This is a genomic window from Bernardetia aquimarina (assembly GCF_042180575.1).
Taxonomy (GTDB): domain Bacteria; phylum Bacteroidota; class Bacteroidia; order Cytophagales; family Bernardetiaceae; genus Bernardetia.
On record NZ_CP170094.1, the window covers coordinates 504,555 to 524,539 of the forward strand.

Here is a 19,985-nt window from a genome sequence, read left to right on the forward strand (position 1 = left end):
TTTTTGATTTGATACAGTTTAAAAAGTTAAATTAGAGCCTCAAAGATACTATTATTTTTGATTACTCTGACCAAACACACTTTTAATAATCTGTTTCATGATTCCTTCATTTACAACATAATTTCTGAATGCTAAAAAGTTCTCATCAGACGTTTTAAAGTTTGCTTTCTGTTTTAACATTTCCATTTCATGCATTACATGTCTTCTCAATTCTCCTTTGTCTTTCACTTTTTTACCTATTACACTTTTTTCAAAATCATCAATAATTTTCTTTCTAGCTATCTTTAGACTATCTCTATTTAGTTTTATAACATCAATCGTTTTTTTTGCTTGTTTATCATTTGAATTTGTAGGACAAATTTCTCCATTTCTATCAAAAGAAAATCTAAAGTGTAAGTCTTTTTCTTGTTCTGGATTGAGTAGAAGAGGTTTTTCTAGCTTGTCATATTCTTTACAAAGATGGTTTATTTTGCTCAAATCTATATCTGAATAATCTACTTTTGGTTTTGAGATAGCTGTATTTTCAATAGGAAAGTGTGTTGATTTACTTCTATTACAAGTTGCACAAGCTAACAACAAATTGTCCCAAGAAAAAGCCAACCAATAGTAAATACTTTTTGGACGATAATGCTCCACCTCCATAATTTCTTGATTCTGTTCACAAAAAGCACATTTTTCTTTATAGATTCTACCTAATTCTTTTCTTATTTCTTTGTGTTTATATCTGTCGTTAAAATTATCATCATACTGCTCATTTTCTATAACTGTCTTTCTTCTGTCTTCATTTGTTGTTGCAGTTCTTTCTTGTGTTCCATTTTCACAATTTTCTTTTGATAAAGGATAAGGAATATTCTCAAAATCTTTTTTTACAGAAATCATCTTTGAAATAGTTTTTATAAGGTTTTAGGATTATAAGTAATACAGACTTCCTAGTCTGTATAAAGAATTACACAGACTGGGAAGTCTGTGGTACATAAATTATTCTATTTCATCGTTTTCTATTTCTGAATCTAATGCTTCGTCAATCATTGCGTTGATTTCTTCATCAGAAAAATAAACCTCTCCTTCTTTCTTTCTATCTTCTAAACGCTGACTAATTTTTTTATGAATTCTGTTATACAAATAATCTTCACTGGTATCAATTTCTGAACTCTCTGTATGTCGCATAAAAGGCGTTTCCAAATCAAAAAGCATAGACGTAACTACTTGATTTGCAGTCATTTCTTTGATTTGAGAATACTCTATTTGCTCTGAAAGTTTTGCAATTCCTTCTTCTTTATACAATCTATAAAAAACGGCATCTTCCGACGCTCCCAAAACACAAATCGGACTATGTGTAGTAAAGAAAAATTGAATATTCGGAAACCAAAAACGCAGTTTTTGCACAATCTTATTTTCCCATTTTGGATGTAAATGAAGACCAATTTCATCTACCAAAACAATTCCTTTAAAATCTTGAATTTGCTTTACAGTCGGTTGAGATTCTGCCAAACGAGAAACCAAATCAGCCACCCAAATAAAAACACTTCGATAACCTTCCGACAAGTGTTCGAATTTGATTTTTGTATCTCTTTCTACAAACTTTACTTTTTCTTTTGTAGATAAATTTACCTCAATACGAATATCTTTTGGATTCTCTCCAGAATTAATAATGTCTTCTAAAAGGTGTTTGGCTGTTTCTAAAGTAAGTAAGTTTTGATTTTCAGTATTTCCTTCTTTGTTTTGTTCTTTTAATTCCAATTCTTTTCCTCTCAAATCTTCCAACCAATCAACAGGATTACGAAGATGATAACGAGGACTAAAAAGTGTCATAAAACCATATTCATCTTCTGTTTCACTCAAAATATTTCCTCTATTTATTCCGTACGCATACACATCTGAATGATATGATATATCTGTTTTTGAAAGAATAGTTTCATCCTCTAATTTTACTTGATAACTTGCTCCTTCAAAATCATTATCAAAATCTAAAAATTCTCCTACTAAACTTTTACGAGCCATATTTTTGACAAAATGTTCTTTAAAAGCTAACATGAAAGCCTGTAATAAAACCGTTTTGCCATCGCCATTTTCTCCTAAAATGTAAATTTCTTTTTTGTTTGATAATTCTTTTAATTCTACTTGTTTTATGAATTGAAAGTTTTTTAATTGAATATTTTGAATCAAATTCTTACAAGTTGCTAACTTTATATTTTCTTTAACTTTATCTTCTTTAACAGACTTTGAAAATTCAAAGTCATACATTATATTGGTAGCTTCAGTAACTAAATCAATCCATTGTATAAGTCGTTTAACTATTCCCTTTGTATCTACCCAAGTCGTACCTGATTCTAAAGAGTAGCCGTCAGAAGGATTACTTATTACTTCGTAGTATTCTTTACTTACAAGTTCGGTTACAAAGAAGTTATATTTTTCAAAATCTCCTCGCCCCCTTACTATAAATAAGTTATTCGTGAAAATTTCGCTGTCAAAAAAATTTTCCAAGTCACGTTTATTTATAATTGATTCAAATTCTTCCTCTAATGCTTTTACATCTCTAATAACTTGTAAAGGATATTTTGATAACTCCATCTTTCTAAAATTTTAATTTTCATACTAAAAATAACGTCTTTACAAATCTATACATATAAATTGAAAAAAAATAGAATTATTTACTTTGAATTCAATAGTTATTTTGATAACAAAATTTATTTTGTCTGAACAACACACAATTTTTCACATACAATTTTACTGAGTGTTTCCTCTCTTGTTTGATGATTTTCTTCTGATAAAAGAACTTTCATTGTTCCGTCGTATTTTTCTATGTCTAGTACTTCAATTTCTAGCCCCAAACTAATTTTACGACTATTCAAAAACTGTAAAAACTCTAGAGAAGATTCAGAAACGGCTACAATCTTGAGTTTGTCTCCTTCTTTGCAATCACTCAACTTTAATTCTGAGTTTACTCTATTTTCTATTAATCCTTCTTTATTTGGAATCGGTGAACCGTGAGGATCAAGATTAGGGTAACCCAAAAGTTCATCCATTTTATCAAAGAAAATAGGCGATTTTATGTGTTCGATTTGCTCGGCAATAGCGTGAACTTTCTCCCAACCAAAACCCATTTTTTCTACCAAAAACATTTCTGTAAGTCGGTGTTTTCTGACAATAAGTGCTGCCGTAGTCTTGCCTTTTTGAGTCAGTTTGATAGGTTTATATTTTTCATAAATAACAAATTCTTTTTCGTGCAAACGCTTAATCATGCTGTTTGCTGTGGGCGTACTGACAGAAAGTTTTTTACTTAGTTCTGACAAATTTATCTCATTTTCTTGAGAAGCGAGTTTGAAAAGAGCCTTTAAGTAATTTTCTTCTGTTTGTGAATTCATTATTTTGGTTTTTTCTATTTAATTATTCAATTCAAAAATACTTATTTTTCTTGTAAAAACATCTTTTGAAAACTGAAGCATTCGGTATAAGCTACTATTTTTCTTACCAAGCTACTTTCTTAACCATTCCAAAATAGTTGGAAAATGGTCATTGATTGCATCTTTATGAGTCAGCATATTATTATGGTCGTAATCGTGTAGATTTTGATTTGACTTTGATAATAACCAAAACTCATCACTTGGATTATCTATTTCTTCTTTCAATAATTTTACATCATTCGGATTTCCCAAAATCGTATCTTTTGCTGCTGCAATATGAAGTGTAGAAGGGAAATATCCATTTTTTTGCTTTAAGTCTTGGAAGTTACTTTGATAATCAAACTTGTCTCTACAAATCCATTTATCTTCATAAATCCATTTGTTTGACTCTCTTATAAACCCTCTACTTTCATTATCTGTACCAAAACCAATTTTTGTAGTAGGCATATAACCCAGTGTTCTTCCTAATGCTTTTCCCAAAAAATTCCACACAAAATCTATTTTAGCTATTTTTTCTATTCCTTTTGTTCTTATTCTTCTTTTACTGCCAAAAAACACCATTTTCTTTGCAACCTCTGCTACTTGTGGAAAACGTAACATAAAAGGAGGAATCATCACGCCCCCCCAAGAATGAGCAGCCCAAAAATTAGGAAACTCTCCTTTTATTTCTCTGACTTTATTGGCAAAAGCTGGCAAATCCTCCAAAATATATTCCGTTTGTCCAAAAGTCGAATTTTTGTTTACAGTAGGTTTGCTTTCCCCTTTTCCTCTCAAATCTGCCACAAAAACATCAAAACCATTTTGAGCTAAATAACTTCCAAATCCTTTGCCACCAACAGAATAAAAAATACGTCCATTTTCGACACTTCCATGAATAAGCAAAATAGAAGGTAGATTTTTCAATTCCTCTTTTTCTATCTCCTCTTTATAAATTCTTTTTAGGTGTAAAGTGTCATTCTGTTCTGTTTTTAAATCAATAAAAATAGATTCGTAATTTAATGGCATTATTTTTTGATTTATCTTTTTGTATTTGTTTTGAATAATTTTCTCAAAACTTTCTGCAAAAAAACAGGTTTTTGTACTAACAAACAAGTTTTATCAACTTTATAACTTATTTTTACAAATACACTTAATTTTCATTTATTTTTAATTCACTTTTTAAACTTTATTTTTAATGAAAAAACTATCTTATTTATCATTTATTGTCTTATTCTATTTCATAACTGCCTGTGCCACTGCACCACTAACAGGACGAAAACAGCTTATTTTACTTCCAGCTTCGGAAATCAATGCAATGAGTTTTCAGGCTTATAATCAAATGCTTAGTGAGCAAAAAGTCGTAAAAGGCACAAAAGATGCACAAACTGTAACCGAAGTAGGCAAACGAATTGAATATGCCGTAGAAAAATACTTAAAAGACAATAATCAGTCTAAAATTACTGAAGGTTTTAAATGGGAATATAATCTAGTAGAAGAGGCTTCTGCAAATGCTTCTTGTATGCCTGGTGGAAAGGTAATTTTTCATACTGGGATTATGCCAATTTGCCAAACTCCAACAGGTGTTGGTGTAGTAATGGGACACGAAGTAGCGCATGCTGTAGCAAGTCATGGTAATGAACGAATGAGCCAAGGAATGGCTGCACAAGGGGTTTTATCTTTAGGAGCTGCCTTCATGAACCAAAAACCAACACTTGCCAATCAGTTAATTTTGCAAGCAGCAGGAATGGGAACGCAGGTTGGACTTTTGAAATTTTCAAGAGACCAAGAATCTGAGGCTGACCGTTTAGGAATTATTTTTATGGCAATGGCAGGTTATAATCCAGCCGAATCAATCGCTTTTTGGCAACGCATGTCTGCACAAGCAGGAGGACAAGCTCCACCAGAGTTTTTATCGACACACCCAAGTTCTTCTACTCGTATCAATAATCTAAAAAAATGGCTTCCAGAAGCAATGACCTATTATAATGCTTCTCCATATAAAGGAAAACCGTAATTTTTGAAGTAAATAAAAAAACAAATACTTGCTGTTTTGTGCTTTACTTTTTTGATAATGAAATTGTTTAAACTTTCTGTATCATCTGTATTGTTGTAGGGAAAAGATACGTCTTTTCCTACTCAGTAGGTAATTTTGTAGTTTAAAATCAAATTACAAACGACTATTTACAGGAAAAGGCATGCCTTTTCCCTACGAAATGCCAAATAGTAGAAAGAAAAATAAAGTTTAAACAGCTTCAATAAAATAGCTAGATACAAAAAAGTAGAGTTTCATTTTTGAAACTCTACTTTTTTTGATATGGAATTATAGATTATGATAAATTACAAGTTCTTTTATGTCCTAGGTACGCCAATAATAATTTACCCCACAGAAAGAGTATGACGAAATATCATACTTTGTGTAACACTATCGATAATAATTCTCAAATAAAGACTACCAAAAACTAATTATTTTAGCTAAATTTACACTATTAAAAAATTACATTCTAAATTTATTAGCAAATCAGCTAATCAAAACTATACTTGTATGGCTAAGAAAAAAGTAAAGACAGCTTATTTTTGTCAAGAATGTGGACATGAGTCTGCTAAATGGATGGGGAAATGTTCTTCTTGTGAAGAATGGAACACCTATGTAGAAGAAGTAATAGATAAAGGAGCAGACAAAACAGATGTAAAAAAATTGTGGCAAAGTGATAATGAAAGACGAAAATCAAACAAACCAAAGAAATTATCTGAAATAGAAAAAACTGATTTTGCTAGAATCTCAACCCACGACGGAGAACTAAATAGAGTTTTGGGAAGTGGATTAGTTCAAGGTTCTTTAGTTTTGATTGGTGGAGAACCAGGGATTGGAAAATCTACGTTGATGTTACAAGTTGCTTTGGCTTTGAAAGACCATACCGTTTTATATGTTTCGGGAGAGGAAAGTGAGCAACAAATAAAACTTCGTGCTGAAAGATTAGATGCTTATTCTGAAAACTGTTTGGTACTTAATGAAACCAATACACAAAATATTTTTATTCAGATAGAACAATCGAAACCTGATGTTTTGATTATTGATTCTATCCAAACACTTCATACAGCACATATTGAGTCGTCAGCAGGTAGCGTTTCACAGGTGCGTGAATGTGCTGCCGAACTCTTGCGTTTTGCCAAAGAAACAGGAACGCCTGTATTTTTGATTGGACATATTACTAAAGAAGGTTCGCTTGCAGGTCCTAAAGTTTTGGAACACATGGTCGATACCGTTTTACAATTTGAAGGTGACAGACACATGTCGTATCGTATTTTGCGTACTATCAAAAATCGTTTTGGCTCTACTTCCGAACTTGGTATTTATGAAATGCAATCTACTGGACTTCGTGAGGTAAGTAATCCATCAGAGATTTTGATGTCGCAGCGAGATGAAGTTATTGGAGGAATTACTATCGGCACGACAATGGAAGGAAATCGTCCTCTTTTGATTGAGGTTCAGTCGTTAGTCAGTATTGCAGCCTATGGAACGCCACAGCGAAGCAGTACAGGTTTTGATGCCAAGCGTCTGAATATGCTTTTGGCTGTTTTGGAAAAACGTGGAGGTTTTAGGCTCGGTACGCAAGATGTTTTCTTGAATATTGCTGGTGGTTTTAAGATTGAAGACCCTTCTATTGATTTGGCTGTCTGTACGTCGCTTATTTCTTCGTTGGAAAACTCGCCTGTAAGTTCAGATATTTGTTTTGCTGCTGAGGTAGGTTTGGGAGGAGAGATTAGAGCTGTTCAACGCATAGAACAACGTATTTCGGAAGCTGCAAAGCTAGGTTTTCGTCAGATTGTCGTTTCAAAATACAATATCAAAGGATTGGATTTGAAGAAATTTGATATAGAAGTAAAAATTGCCAAAACACTTGAAGATGTGATTAAATTGGTTTTTTAAATTTTAAAATAAAATATTATGCAGACTACTGAAAATTTAATTCAAAGTACAATAGACGATTTAGCCAATTTTTCTATTTCTTTAACGGACGTTTTATTAAAACTGAAGGTAATTGCTTTTAAACTAAAAAACGAGGAGTTAAAAAAGTGGGTAGATTTAGAACTTAACGGATATAGAGGAAAAGAAAATCCTCCTATTTATCGCACAAGACCGACTACCTTGTTTGCAGACTTGGTGTCTCTTAATGCCAAATGGAAAGGATTTGAGTTGCCTGTAGATGAATTACCTAACGATTTGGAGAAAGTAAAAAAAGATTTCAAAATTCTTAGAATTTATCAAAGTGTACCTGAAATTATTGGTATTATATCGAAAGATTTAACAATGATGCAGATTGTACCAAATAAATATTTTTCATTTTTTACTGCTTTAGTTCAAGAAGGATGGACTCCTATAAGAATTTATAAACAAATTACACAAAATATATACGTAGATATTTTACATAACATAAAATCTCATTTGTTAGATTTTTTAATAAAATTAAGTGAAGAGCTAGAGACTGAGATTAATATTCCATTATCTCAAAAAACTGAGAAAATTGATAATATTTTAAAATCTACTATTGGAGGAAATTTTAATTCAAGTGGAAGTATGAATGTATATGTAAATAATGGCAATAACTCATCACAAGCTATAAACAACGGAACTCAAAGAGATATGAATATAGCCTCTGGAAAAAATGCTACTCAAAATATTTCTAGTGAAAAAGAAGCTAGAGAAATTTTACAAGACTTTATAGAACAAGTAAAATCTAATTTATCAGATTTAGAAGATAATGATAGAGAGGATATTGAAAATCAATTAACTATATTAGAAAGTCAATCAAAAAGAGAAATACTAAATTCTACTATAATTAATCCATCTCTAAATGTAGTTTATAATATTTTAGCAGGAATTACAGCAAATGCTTGGTTTCCTGTTGTGATGGAACAACTGACAATTTTGAGAAATTATTTTACTTAAAAAATTATGAAATTCAACCAAGCAAACATTTCCCTCTACCTCATAGTATTCCTATTTATCTTCACTTCCTGCAATGCACAAAATAGTGAGAGTAAAAACGATTCAAATGATTCTACAAAAGTCATTCAAGAAAAAATTGATTCTACGGAGTTATCTGCTGATGATTTTCCAAAAGTAGATACAAGAAAAATCCCTCCTTATGTAGAATTAAGTAGAGATAGCATCAAAAATGTACTTACTGAAAAAGTAAAGAATAATGAACCTTTGTTTGTACATATTTTTGTTCCTCTTTGTGATAATGAAAATCAAGGAATTGTTCCTGTCAATAAATCGCTAGGAGATGGACAAAATTTAAGAACAAATTTATATTGGGGAGCAGGTTATGGCATCAAAACACATTTCAAACGATTGAAAGAATGGACACTTTTGAGTAGTCAATTAGATGTAGATTCGATAGTTTTGGAACGTGTTATTTTTAAGAAAAAATATCCAAATGGTGCGACTGTTTTTCTAGTTGCTGATGCTTATCGTGGCGACAAAATGCACGAATGTTTGACTAATTATTTTGCTTCTTTGGCAGGAAAAAAGAAAGGAATTTTAGGATTGGACAATGATTCAACAAAAATAAAAGCCTTTGGCGAAGCTGATTTGATTGCTTTTAATGGACACAACGGACTTATGGATTCGTATGCAGCTCTTTTTATAAACGAAGATAACCGAATGCGTGATGCTGTTTCGATTGCCTGTACTTCTCACACTTATTTCAAAAGGCATTTGAATGTTGCTAGAGCCTATCCACTTCTTACTACTACAAATTTGCTCGCTCCTGAAGCCTACGGAATAGAAGCAGTTATTGATTCTTGGGCAATGTTAGAAGATGGCAGAACAATTCGTTCGAAAATAGGAGCAATGTATCACAAAATCCATAAATGTGGACTAAAAGGAGCTACAAATTTGTTTCATACTGGGTGGTAATATTAAACCTTAATTTTGAAATAACTATTGAAATAACCTTTGAAACAAGAATAATATTTGCTATTTTAGATAAAGAACCAAATTAATTATCTAATGAGTTTATCAAATTCTTTAAATCAAAATTCGAATACTAAAGCAAATCAGCTTTCTCCAGATTGGATTACACAAGGTCTTATAGATTTTGAGTATAAAAAATATATGCTTTTGGCATATTTGCAGTACACCAAAAAGCAATTTGATGAAGTAAAACTATATCCTACTTTTTCAGAACTGCTTTTTCATTATAATAATTTACTTCAAATAAAAGAAAACAAACAACTTCTGTCTGAAAGTTTTCCAAAAAAACTCTCCAAAGCTGATTTTGAAAAATTAAAACTGACCTATACATCTATTCTAAAAGATGATGAGATGATGCAAGAAATAGAAAGTGTAGTAGAGTTTGCCTTACCAAAAATTAATGCAAGTGTAAATGAAGGAAAACAGATTTATGATTGGATAAATGAGAATCTAGAAATTATTCCTGTCGGAATTACACCTATTTATTTTAGAGAAGGGTATTTGTTTTTAGGAATGAATGATAAATTAAAAAATAATTCTAGTCATACTATTCAGGTTTATAAGTATAAAATTACGCTATTTGAAAGAAGTGAGAATAGTGAAATATTGAGAGGAATAAATCTACAACATATTAATACCTTAGCTAAAAGTACCTTTCAAACTTATGAAAATATAAAAATAGACCTTATCAAAAATGATAGAAACTTACCAAACCCTGCTACTTTTTTGATGCAAACACAAATTGTTTGTTCGATAGAAAACTCTCTTCTGCCTATTGCAAAGCGACGTTTAATTGAGTATTTGGCTTTCTTAGAAAAAAAATAAGTGGATGTATTCTAAAAACACAAAAGCCTATTTCCTTACTAGAGAAATAGGCTTTTATATTCTATTTTTAATTTAAAAGCTAGGATTCTATCATAACAACACTTGCAACTCTTGAATTTACATTCTTTGTTTGCTGAACTACTTTCCTTTCTTCTAGCTGACTCTTTTGTTTGAGTTGTTCTTGTAATTGCCTTGCCTGAACTTTAGAACGCATTTTTGCAAAATTACTATGAGCAGGAAAACTTCTTCTTGAACCCTCTACCTGTACTTTATCAAGCACTTCTGTATATCTTCTTATAATAATCTGTTGGTCAAATTTTGTTTCAGCAAGCCAACGACTATTAACTCCCATTTCTTCTAATTTTCCTTTGTCCAAACAAATCATTCGTTGCATCTTATCAGCCAAATCATACGCATTTTTTACTTCACATAAATATCCATTAAAATTATGAATAACCGTTTCTCTACACCCTGGAACATCTGTTGTGATGATTGGTTTACCCAAACAAGCTGCTTCTAAAAGTGTACGTGGAGTTCCTTCTCTATAAGAAGGTAAAACAATGCAATCAGCATTTGAGATAAGAGGACGAACATCACTGGTAGTACCAAGGTATTTCAAAATACCTTCTTTTTCCCATTCTTTAATTTGCTTTTCAGGAACACCTAAGCCTTTTGTTTCATCTATTTTTCCTAGCAGTTGAAAACGGGCATTAATACCTTTACTTCTCAAAAGTTTAATAGCATCAGCATATTCTGCAATTCCTTTATCATAAAGCACCCTAGCAATCAGTAAAAATGTAAATTCTTTTTTATTTTTTTGTTTTGGAATAGATACAGAAGATTGTTTTGGTACAAAATGGCTTGTATCTATACCAGAACCAGGTAAAAGACGAGCAATAGATTCTTTAATTAGGTTTTTGCTAACAAAAAGTTCTCTATCATCTTTATTTTGAAAAAATACAATCTTGGGAAAGCGAAATGTAAAACGATATAAATATTGTGCTATTTTGGAAGAAACACCTTCTCTTAAAAATACAGTTCCTAGTCCAGTTACATTATTGATAGAAGGGATTTTTAAAAGCTCGGCAGCCATTGTACCATAAATATTTGGCTTTATAGTATAATGTAATACTACATCAAGGTTATGTTTTTTGTAAGCAGTTACTAATCTTTTGACAAGCAGTGCATCGTTGATTGGGTTTGTTCCTTTACATTCCATAGGAACAGCTTCAAACTTACAACCCATTTCTTCCAACGACTCACGATATCCATCGTCTGGAGCAATGGCAATTACTTCATGGTTTTGTAAAAAGGCTTTGATTAAACCTGCTCTAAAGTTATAAATGTTCCAAGAAGAATTGACTACAATTCCTATTTTCATCTTATGTTGGTTATTTCGCATTCAGTTAAATCTCATAAATTTCTTACAGAATCTCTTACAAATTTTAATGTCTAGAAATTCTTTTAACAAGGCTATAGTAGAGTTTAATTCATATAAAAGAGGTATGCGTAAATTAAAAAGTTACCAAATAAACACTAATCTAATTTGAGCCTAAAGTTTAGTATAAAGATACAGAAAGATACTTTTTGAAAATGTTGATACTTTGTTGATTAAAATCAAAATAGCAAATCAAGCATTTTATATTTTAATGTCTTTTCTCTCTTTTTACAAGAAACTCATCATTAGAAGCTAATTCATTTTATGCTTAGAGTATAAGCAAACGCAAGACCAAATTTAAAAAAACCTTAAAACACTTTTTGTTTTTACACTACTCTTGTATGTTTTTTTAATAAAAAAGTTAGGAAAATAGTTTTTGAGATAGAAAATAAGTGTTGTTTACTTTATTCTTTTACTCAAAGAGATATTGAAGTTGAATGAGTTACTTAATCAAACAAAAAAAAATAAAGTAGGGAATCAAAATATCTATCAAGGGCATATTTAACACAAAAATCTTTAAAAAAATAGAGAATAAAAAATATATATCTAAACTTTCTTTAACCCTTAACTATTTGCTCATTAAAGAATTACCTTTCAATAAAGGCAATGTTGTTTTTCTACTAAAAATAATACCAAAAAAAAGTTTGATGTAATTAGAATGAGTTTTTATCTTTTTGTAATTTAAAAAATTTCTTTATTTCCATCATTACGTGTTTTATGATGTTCAAAAGAATAATTTACAAAAAACAGTTCTTTTTTTATAGTATGTAATTCTAAATCTACTAACAGCTCCAAAACAAAATAGTTATACACTTTTTTAGAATATAAAAAAATGAATTATTTTTTAATGATTTTGTTAGTTTGAGTTAAAAAGCCTGTTTTGTAGAAAACAGAATCATTTTATTTACACTCTAATTTTGATTCAAACATAAGTCTAAGGATATTTGTAGTAAGGTTCAGAATGATATATTTTGTAACTTTACGATGTCAAAAATGAGTTCAAAATTTCTCTACTGTCTATTTTAATTCATTGAAAAGTCTTTAATATTTACTGTATTTTTATACTGGGTCTTTTTAATTCTAGCTTACCTTTAGTAAACCTATACGAATGAAAATCAATATCTTCAACCAAACCACTTTTGAGAGCCGTCATAATGGAAACTTTGATGATTCTGTTACTGACATGCTCAAAAAAGTAAATGCTTCTTCCATAGAACAGCTTATTTCAGAAACTATTCCTGCTGATATTCGTCTTAAAAAACCATTAAACTTACCTTCTGCTCTTACAGAAAGTGATTTTGTTCATAGCCTTCAAAAAATTGCCTCAAAAAATAAAGTATTTCGTTCTTTTATCGGAATGGGATATTATGAAACGCTTGTTCCGAATGTAATTCTAAGAAATATCTTAGAAAATCCAGCATGGTACACAGCTTATACGCCTTATCAAGCCGAAATTGCACAAGGTCGTTTGGAAGCTCTCATCAATTTTCAAACAATGGTTATTGACCTTACAGGAATGGAAATTGCGAATGCCTCACTTTTAGATGAAGCCACAGCAGCAGCAGAAGCCATGCGCCTTTTGGAAGCTACAAAAGCAAAAACAAAGAAAAAGGCAATGAAGTTTTTTGTTTCTGATAAATGTCACCCACAAACACTTTCTCTTCTAGTAGGGCGTGCAGAGCCGTTGGGAATAGAATTAGAAATTGGAGATATTACAAAACTAGATGTTACTGACGAGAATTTATTTGGAATTTTACTTCAATATCCAAATACAGATGGGCATATCAAAAATATAAATTCATTTATCGCTGCTGCAAAAGAAAACGAAGTTTCAGTTGCTGTTGCTTCTGACCTTTTGGCTCTTACCATGCTTACTCCTCCAGGGGAAATGGGTGCAGATGTAGTCTTTGGTTCGGCTCAACGTTTGGGTGTTCCAATGGGTTATGGAGGTCCTCACGCTGCATTTTTTGCAATTAATGAAAAAGACAAACGTTTTATGCCTGGTCGTGTGATTGGTGTTTCTAAAGATGCTGAGGGAAATCCTGCGTACAGAATGGCTCTTCAAACTCGTGAGCAACACATTAAAAGAGAAAGAGCAACCTCAAATATTTGTACAGCACAGGTTTTACTTTCTGTAATGGCTAGTATGTATGGAGTTTATCACGGTGCAGATGGACTCAAAAACATTGCTCACAGAATACATGGTTTTGCCAAAATTACACACAAAGTAGTTGAGAAGTTAGGTTATGAAGTGGTTTATAATCAGTATTTTGATACAATTAAAATTAATACAACAACTAAACAAGCTCAAAAAATAAAGGAACTTGCAGAAAAAAATGAAATAAACCTTCGTTATTTTGATAATGGAAATATAGGTATTTCATTTGGCGAGCGTGCAGAATACGCAGATTTAGAAACGCTTTCAGCTATTTTTGCAAGAGCTGCTCACAAAGATTCTTTCAAAGAAGAAATTAAAGAATATGCTCAAAATTTAGAACTAAACTGGGAAGATGCCGTAGTCAGAAAATCTGATTTTATGACACACCCTGTTTTTTCTTTGTATCATACCGAACATGAAATGTTGCGTTACATGAAACGTTTGGAAAACAAAGATTTATCTTTAGTTCATTCTATGATTTCTTTGGGTTCTTGTACCATGAAACTCAATGCAACAACAGAAATGATTCCTGTTACGTGGTCAGAATTTGGACAAATTCATCCGTTTGCACCTTTTGGACAAGCAGAAGGATATAAAGAAATGACGGATAATTTGCGTACTTGGCTTTGTGAAATTACAGGTTTTGATGATGTTTCTTTGCAACCAAACTCTGGAGCGCAAGGCGAATATGCTGGACTTATGGCTATTCGTGGTTATCATGTAGCAAATGGCGATACACATAGAAATATCGCTATTATTCCTTCCTCAGCTCACGGAACAAATCCAGCGAGTGCAGTTATGGCAGGAATGAAAGTTGTCATTACAAAATGTGATGATAATGGAAATATTGATGTAGCAGATTTAAAAGAGAAAGTAGAAAAACACAAAGAAAATTTATCGTGTTTGATGGTAACATATCCTTCTACACACGGAGTTTTTGAAGAGGCAATTATCGAAATTTGTGATATAATTCATCAAAATGGTGGTCGTGTCTATATGGATGGTGCAAATATGAATGCACAAGTGGGCTTGACTTCTCCTGCTAATATTGGTGCAGATGTTTGTCATTTGAACTTACACAAAACTTTTTGTATTCCTCACGGTGGTGGAGGTCCAGGAATGGGGCCAATCGGTGTAGTCAAAGATTTAGTTCCTTATTTACCTTCTCATCCAGTGGTTGAGATTCGTGGAAAAATTGGAGAAAATGGCGCAAGTCATCCTATTTCGGCAGCTCCTTATGGAAGTGCTTCTATTTTGCTTATTTCGTATGCCTATATCGCTATGATGGGAGGCGACGGACTAAAAAGAGCAACAGAAAGAGCGATTTTGAATGCCAATTATATCAAATCTTTATTGGAAGAACACTATCCAATTTTGTATGTAGGCAAAAATGGTCGTTGCGCTCACGAGTTTATTTTGGATTGTAGAGAATTCAAAAAAACAGTAGGTATTGAAGTTGTAGATATTGCTAAACGTTTGATGGATTATGGTTTCCACGCTCCGACGGTTTCTTTCCCAGTTGCAGGAACGCTTATGATTGAGCCAACTGAAAGCGAAACAAAAGAAGAACTAGACCGTTTTGCACAAGCGATGATTCAGATTCGCAAAGAAATTCAAGAAATTGAAGATAGAGATTCAGATGCAACTGATAACGTCTTGAAAAATGCTCCTCACACAGCAGGAAGACTTTTGGCGAATGAATGGAATTTCCCTTATTCTCGTCAGAAAGCAGTTTATCCATTAGAATGGGTAAAAGAACGTAAGTTTTGGGTTTCGGTTAGTCGCATAGATGATGCCTATGGCGATAGAAATCTAGTTTGTAGCTGTATTCCTGTTGAAGAATATGAAGAAAGAGAATTGGCAGAAGTGAAGTAATTTTATTTCTGTTTTAAATTATGAAAACCTACTAAGTTTCTTTTTTGGAAATTTAGTAGGTTTTTTTGACGAATTTCAATTCAAATACTTTTCTACCAATTCATTCCATTTTTCTTTGTGTACTTTTTTAAGTTCTGTATCATTTTCAATAAGAAAACTATAATTTTTGATAAAATCATTTAAAGAATTTATCAAACGAAGATAGTATTTTATGGTTGGTAAAATACCATTTACAATAATCTGACAACCATGTTCTTTCTTTATTTCTTCAATTAATTTCCCAATAATTTCCTTATCACTTTCTTTTGTTTCATAAGACAGAATATAATATCTATCTGGATTATAACGCTTAATTTTTTCAATAGCAATTCTGACCATATTTGCATCAATAGGTTTATCCAATTTTACTTCAATAGCTTCAAAAAGTTGTTTTTGTTTGAATATCTCAATATCGCCAGCCGTTTTTGAAGTTCTATCTGATGCTGTATGGCTTCCTAACGGAGATAAAACACAATCTTTATATCTACCAATTTCAGAAATCAAACATTCATAAACTGCAAAAAGAGCTAAAACAGGAAGTTTAGAACCTCCAGAAGTTTTATATTTTGTGTAGAAATGTTCGTTTAAAACTAAACGAATTGTTTGAATGCTTAACTTTTCAGAATCTTTTAATGGAATTATTTGGACAAAAGAATTTTTCTGTACTTGAATAGCTTCAGACAATAATAAACGTAAAATATTGATTGCTGTTTTAGGATTTTTCTCTACAACATCAAGAATCTTTAAAAAGTCTTCTTTGACAACTTTATTACTAATTTTTCCATTATACCCCAAAGTGTAAGGATAAGGTTGTTCTAAAGAACGAGTAAGCCAACCACTTTCAGACATGGAAGGCAAACCTAATTCTTTCAAAGTTGGTGTTATAAATTGCGTGTCTATCGAACGCCCAGAAAACCCATCTTTCATGCTTGCTTGATGATTTCTAATATCTTGTTTTGGGTCAATAATTTTGTGAGTAACTAAAGTAACCAAAACGGTAAAAACAGCTTTTTGGCTGTTGATATTTTTGCCAATAGATTTTATGTATTCTTGTGTTTTGGTATCTACATTCTTAATATCAAGAAGCGAAGAAGAGAGAGTGTAAATCTCCTTCAATTTGTCTTTGTGGTTCATCAATTAATAATTTTTGTTCTTTAATACTTTCTGCAATGGCTCGTATAACAGGAATAGCAACAGAATTTCCAATTTGTTTATACTGTTCGCCTGTGTTTGAATGTTTTATAAAATCAGAACCAAAACCCATTATTTTATAACATTCATTGATAGTTAATTTTCTGACAGCATCTAGTTCTGGAATGTAAATAAAAAAACGCCCTGCCGTTTCTTGTGAGGGAATTGTTGGATGTGTTCCGTCAATAGAATAGATGCGATTTGGCTGCCTGTGTACTCTTGAAAGATGTTCGGTATTTTCTCTAACTCCTTTTTTCCAAATATTTTTATTTCGATAACCTACGAAAAGCAAACCACTATCTTGTTTTCTTGGCATATCAATAAGCGTATATTCTGATTTTTCAAGGAATTCAAAACCTCCTTTTTGGTCTTCTTCTTTATCCAAAAAATCTCTCAAAATTACTTTCTTTTTCTTTTTTAATTTAGAGAAATCAAAATAATGATTTTTTGTAGCAATAATAAAAATACGCTCTCTATTTTGTGGAAGACCAAAATCTTTAGCATTTACTATTTTGTGAGTAACATTATAACCTAAATTAGTCAATGTTTGTAATATAGTTATAAAGGTTCTTTTTTTGTCGTGATGAATAAGATGCTTTACATTTTCTAAAACTACTACACTTGGTTTTTTTTTATCTATAATCTGACAAATATCAAAAAATAATGTTCCTCTTGTATCTTCAAAACCCATTTTTTTACCCGAAATACTAAAAGGCTGACACGGAAAACCTGCTAATAAAATATCAAAATCGGGAATATCTTTTGGTTCAATTTGAGTAATATCTCCAAAGGGTTTTTCTCCAAAATTAGTTTCATATACCTCTTGGCATTTTTCGTTTATTTCAGAAGTAAAAACACATTCAAAACCAACATCTTCAAAGCCTTTTCTAAAACCTCCAATTCCTGCAAATAAATCTATAAATTTATATTTCATTTTTATTACTTCTATTCTATTTCAAAATTAAATCTATCCAAAATTACAAATTTATTTTCACATGAATCTTCTAAAAATTAGAAATTGACAAGTTATTTTTGATAAAAATACAAACTCAATTCTTCAAAGTAAATTAAAAAATTGCATTTTTTTATTAAACTGCTTTTATGTAATTTTAATTCTGCAAACTAAGAAGCTATAATACAAACAGAATTAGCAAGGTAAAACAATGATAAGTAGAATAAAAATAGAAAACTTCAAATCTATAAAAGAATTAGATATTTGTTTGCGTCCAATTAATATCTTGATTGGTGCTAATGGAGTAGGGAAAAGTAATTTTATTGAAATATTTAAACTTCTCAATCAAATCTATGAACAGAGGTTACAAGAATATATAGGAAATGATATTGATAGCTTGCTTTATTTTGGTAGAAAAAAGAGTAGTTTTTTAAGTATGCTTCTTTTTTTTGAAACTGAAGATAAAAAAATTGAAACTACATTACGAATCATAATTCACCCCAAACAAAACTCTAATAATGGATATTTGAAAACAGTATCTTGTGCTAATGTAGAACCATTTAAAAACCACAATTTTAGCTATATAGATGAGAATGTTGATGAAAGTAGATTAAAAGACAAAGAGCCTTCTTCATTGAACTTCGAAAGAAAACATTTAGAAAGTTTCAAAATTTATCATTTTCACGATACAAGTAGCACCTCGCCACTCAAAGCTCCTTCACAAATCAATGACAATAGGTATTTAGCAGAAAACGGTAGAAATTTAGCAGCTTATTTATATTATTTACAAGAAAAACATCCAAAGTCATTTAAGCAAATAGAGTTTATTGTTCGTTCGGTAGCTCCTTTTTTTGATAGATTTGATTTGCAACCTGACAGGCTCAATGAAAAACAAATAGAGTTGCGTTGGCAAGAAAAAGAAAGTGATTTTCCATTTAGTGCTTATCATCTTTCTGACGGAACATTGCGTTTTATTGCTTTAGCTACACTTTTTTTACAACCCGAACTTCCAAAAATCATAATTATTGATGAACCCGAATTGGGTTTACATCCTTTTGCTATTCATAAATTAGCAGGACTTATCAATAAAGCCTCTGTTTCTAGTCAGATTATTATTTCTACACAATCTGTAACTTTGGTAGATAATTTTTCAGCCGATGATATTATTACAGTGGATAGAAAAGAAAAACAGTCTGTTTTTACCTTACAGTCTTCTGAAAGTTTGGAAGATTGGCTCAAAGAATACACAATAGGCGATGTTTGGAATAAAAATGTTATTGGTGCAAGACCTTAGAATCAATTACGAATTACGAATTAAAAATTACGAATTGAAAGTCAGTGTAGCTAATTACGATTATAAATCACTGAATATCAATTTATTAAAAATAACCATTTATTTAATTCTTATTCCTTAGAAATTTTCAAAATAAAATCTATGAAGCATTTATATATCGTTGTAGAAGGAGAAACGGAGTTAGAGTTTATTAATCAATTAGTAATTCCTTATTTTAACAGCCAAAACATATACACCCACATACAAGGAATTATGATTGAAAAAAGTGGAGGTGGACACGGTTACGATAATATAGAACATTTGAAAAATACAATAGAACCTTTGCTTTATTATAAAAATGAACCTATAATTACTACTTTTATAGACCATTATGGAATAAATAGCGTAAGAAAATTACCTAATTATGAGGTTTGTAGCCAAAAACAAGAAACAGAAGAGCGTATAAAATGCATGGAAGGTAATTTATTTGAAATAATCAATTCAATCAAAAAGTATCCATTCTTTATTCCAAATATCACAAGACACGAAATAGAAACGCTATTTTTATCAAATCCAAAAGAAGGTTTTGATTTACATCTTGATAAAATAAAAGAGGAAGTTATAGAAATGTGTAATGATTTTGAAAGTGTGGAAGATATAAACCATACTTTAGAAAATGCTCCTTCCAAAAGGTTAGAGAGGATTTATAAAAATAACAATCAAAAGTATGCAAAGGTTATCGACGGAATTCAAATAGCTGAACTAACAGGAATTGAAATTATTTTAGAAAAATGTCCTCGTTTCAAAAACTGGTTGGATAAATTGATTATGGAATTACAGAAACGATAAAATAAATTTGAAAATTCTTTGA

At 31.0% G+C, this 19,985-nt stretch carries 15 protein-coding genes; 8 read left to right on the top strand and 7 right to left on the bottom strand.

All coding sequences use genetic code 11. The features are described 5' to 3' along the window. Nucleotides 1-51: 51 nt before the first annotated feature. The 4 genes from ACE193_RS02050 to ACE193_RS02065 form a co-directional block, all read right to left on the bottom strand. The gene (locus tag ACE193_RS02050; RefSeq protein WP_375561356.1) at nt 52-879 is read right to left on the bottom strand and encodes a retron system putative HNH endonuclease; all 828 of its coding nucleotides are present in this window, start codon (nt 877-879) and stop codon (nt 52-54) included. Between the two features lie 99 nt (nt 880-978). Continuing rightward, a complete protein-coding gene (locus tag ACE193_RS02055) occupies nt 979-2,571 on the bottom strand; it encodes an AAA family ATPase (protein ID WP_375561357.1) in 1,593 nt (530 codons plus the stop codon). Between the two features lie 116 nt (nt 2,572-2,687). Continuing rightward, nucleotides 2,688-3,365 (bottom strand): metal-dependent transcriptional regulator, encoded by a 678-nt coding sequence (locus ACE193_RS02060; protein ID WP_375561358.1) that lies wholly within the window; start codon nt 3,363-3,365, stop codon nt 2,688-2,690. A 111-nt stretch (nt 3,366-3,476) separates the two neighbouring features. Beyond that, nucleotides 3,477-4,409 carry an alpha/beta fold hydrolase gene (locus ACE193_RS02065; protein WP_375561359.1) on the bottom strand — a complete coding sequence of 311 codons (933 nt, stop codon included), beginning with the start codon at nt 4,407-4,409 and terminating at the stop codon, nt 3,477-3,479. A gap of 169 nt (nt 4,410-4,578) precedes the next feature. Here ACE193_RS02065 and ACE193_RS02070 point away from each other — a divergent pair, with 169 nt between their 5' ends. The 5 genes from ACE193_RS02070 to ACE193_RS02090 all read left to right on the top strand — a co-directional run bounded on the left by ACE193_RS02070 (nt 4,579) and on the right by ACE193_RS02090 (nt 10,188). After that, nucleotides 4,579-5,397, top strand: coding sequence for a M48 family metalloprotease (locus ACE193_RS02070; RefSeq protein ID WP_375561360.1), 819 nt, complete (start codon nt 4,579-4,581; stop codon nt 5,395-5,397). 528 nt (nt 5,398-5,925) lie between these two features. Further along, nucleotides 5,926-7,311: a DNA repair protein RadA gene (gene radA / locus ACE193_RS02075; protein WP_375561361.1), complete on the top strand. Its 1,386-nt coding sequence runs from the start codon at nt 5,926-5,928 to the stop codon at nt 7,309-7,311. Between the two features lie 18 nt (nt 7,312-7,329). Then, nucleotides 7,330-8,331 carry a hypothetical protein gene (locus tag ACE193_RS02080; protein ID WP_375561362.1) on the top strand — a complete coding sequence of 334 codons (1,002 nt, stop codon included), beginning with the start codon at nt 7,330-7,332 and terminating at the stop codon, nt 8,329-8,331. Between the two features lie 6 nt (nt 8,332-8,337). Further along, on the top strand, nt 8,338-9,306 hold the full coding sequence (locus ACE193_RS02085; protein ID WP_375561363.1) for a hypothetical protein: 969 nt from the start codon (nt 8,338-8,340) through the stop codon (nt 9,304-9,306). 93 nt (nt 9,307-9,399) lie between these two features. Then, nucleotides 9,400-10,188, top strand: a complete 789-nt coding sequence (locus ACE193_RS02090; protein ID WP_375561364.1) for a hypothetical protein — start codon at nt 9,400-9,402, stop codon at nt 10,186-10,188. A gap of 79 nt (nt 10,189-10,267) precedes the next feature. Here the strand turns inward: ACE193_RS02090 and ACE193_RS02095 are convergent, their stop codons facing one another. Next, the gene (locus ACE193_RS02095) at nt 10,268-11,590 is read right to left on the bottom strand and encodes a glycosyltransferase family 4 protein (RefSeq protein WP_375561365.1); all 1,323 of its coding nucleotides are present in this window, start codon (nt 11,588-11,590) and stop codon (nt 10,268-10,270) included. 1,144 nt (nt 11,591-12,734) lie between these two features. Between ACE193_RS02095 and gcvP the strand changes: the two genes are divergently transcribed. Then, on the top strand, nt 12,735-15,659 hold the full coding sequence (gcvP, locus tag ACE193_RS02100) for an aminomethyl-transferring glycine dehydrogenase (protein ID WP_375561366.1): 2,925 nt from the start codon (nt 12,735-12,737) through the stop codon (nt 15,657-15,659). 75 nt (nt 15,660-15,734) lie between these two features. Here the strand turns inward: gcvP and ACE193_RS02105 are convergent, their stop codons facing one another. Both ACE193_RS02105 and ACE193_RS02110 read right to left on the bottom strand, forming a co-directional pair. Beyond that, entirely contained in the window at nt 15,735-16,832 is a 1,098-nt protein-coding gene (locus ACE193_RS02105) for a restriction endonuclease, SacI family (RefSeq protein WP_375561367.1), read from the bottom strand. After that, nucleotides 16,777-17,823: a DNA cytosine methyltransferase gene (locus ACE193_RS02110; protein WP_375561368.1), complete on the bottom strand. Its 1,047-nt coding sequence runs from the start codon at nt 17,821-17,823 to the stop codon at nt 16,777-16,779. Before ACE193_RS02110 ends, ACE193_RS02105 begins: the two co-directional genes overlap by 56 nt. Nucleotides 17,824-18,052: 229 nt before the next feature. Between ACE193_RS02110 and ACE193_RS02115 the strand changes: the two genes are divergently transcribed. Both ACE193_RS02115 and ACE193_RS02120 read left to right on the top strand, forming a co-directional pair. Continuing rightward, on the top strand, nt 18,053-19,135 hold the full coding sequence (locus tag ACE193_RS02115) for an AAA family ATPase (RefSeq protein ID WP_375561369.1): 1,083 nt from the start codon (nt 18,053-18,055) through the stop codon (nt 19,133-19,135). Nucleotides 19,136-19,276: 141 nt separating this feature from the next. After that, nucleotides 19,277-19,963 carry a DUF4276 family protein gene (locus ACE193_RS02120; protein ID WP_375561370.1) on the top strand — a complete coding sequence of 229 codons (687 nt, stop codon included), beginning with the start codon at nt 19,277-19,279 and terminating at the stop codon, nt 19,961-19,963. Nucleotides 19,964-19,985 lie beyond the last annotated feature (22 nt).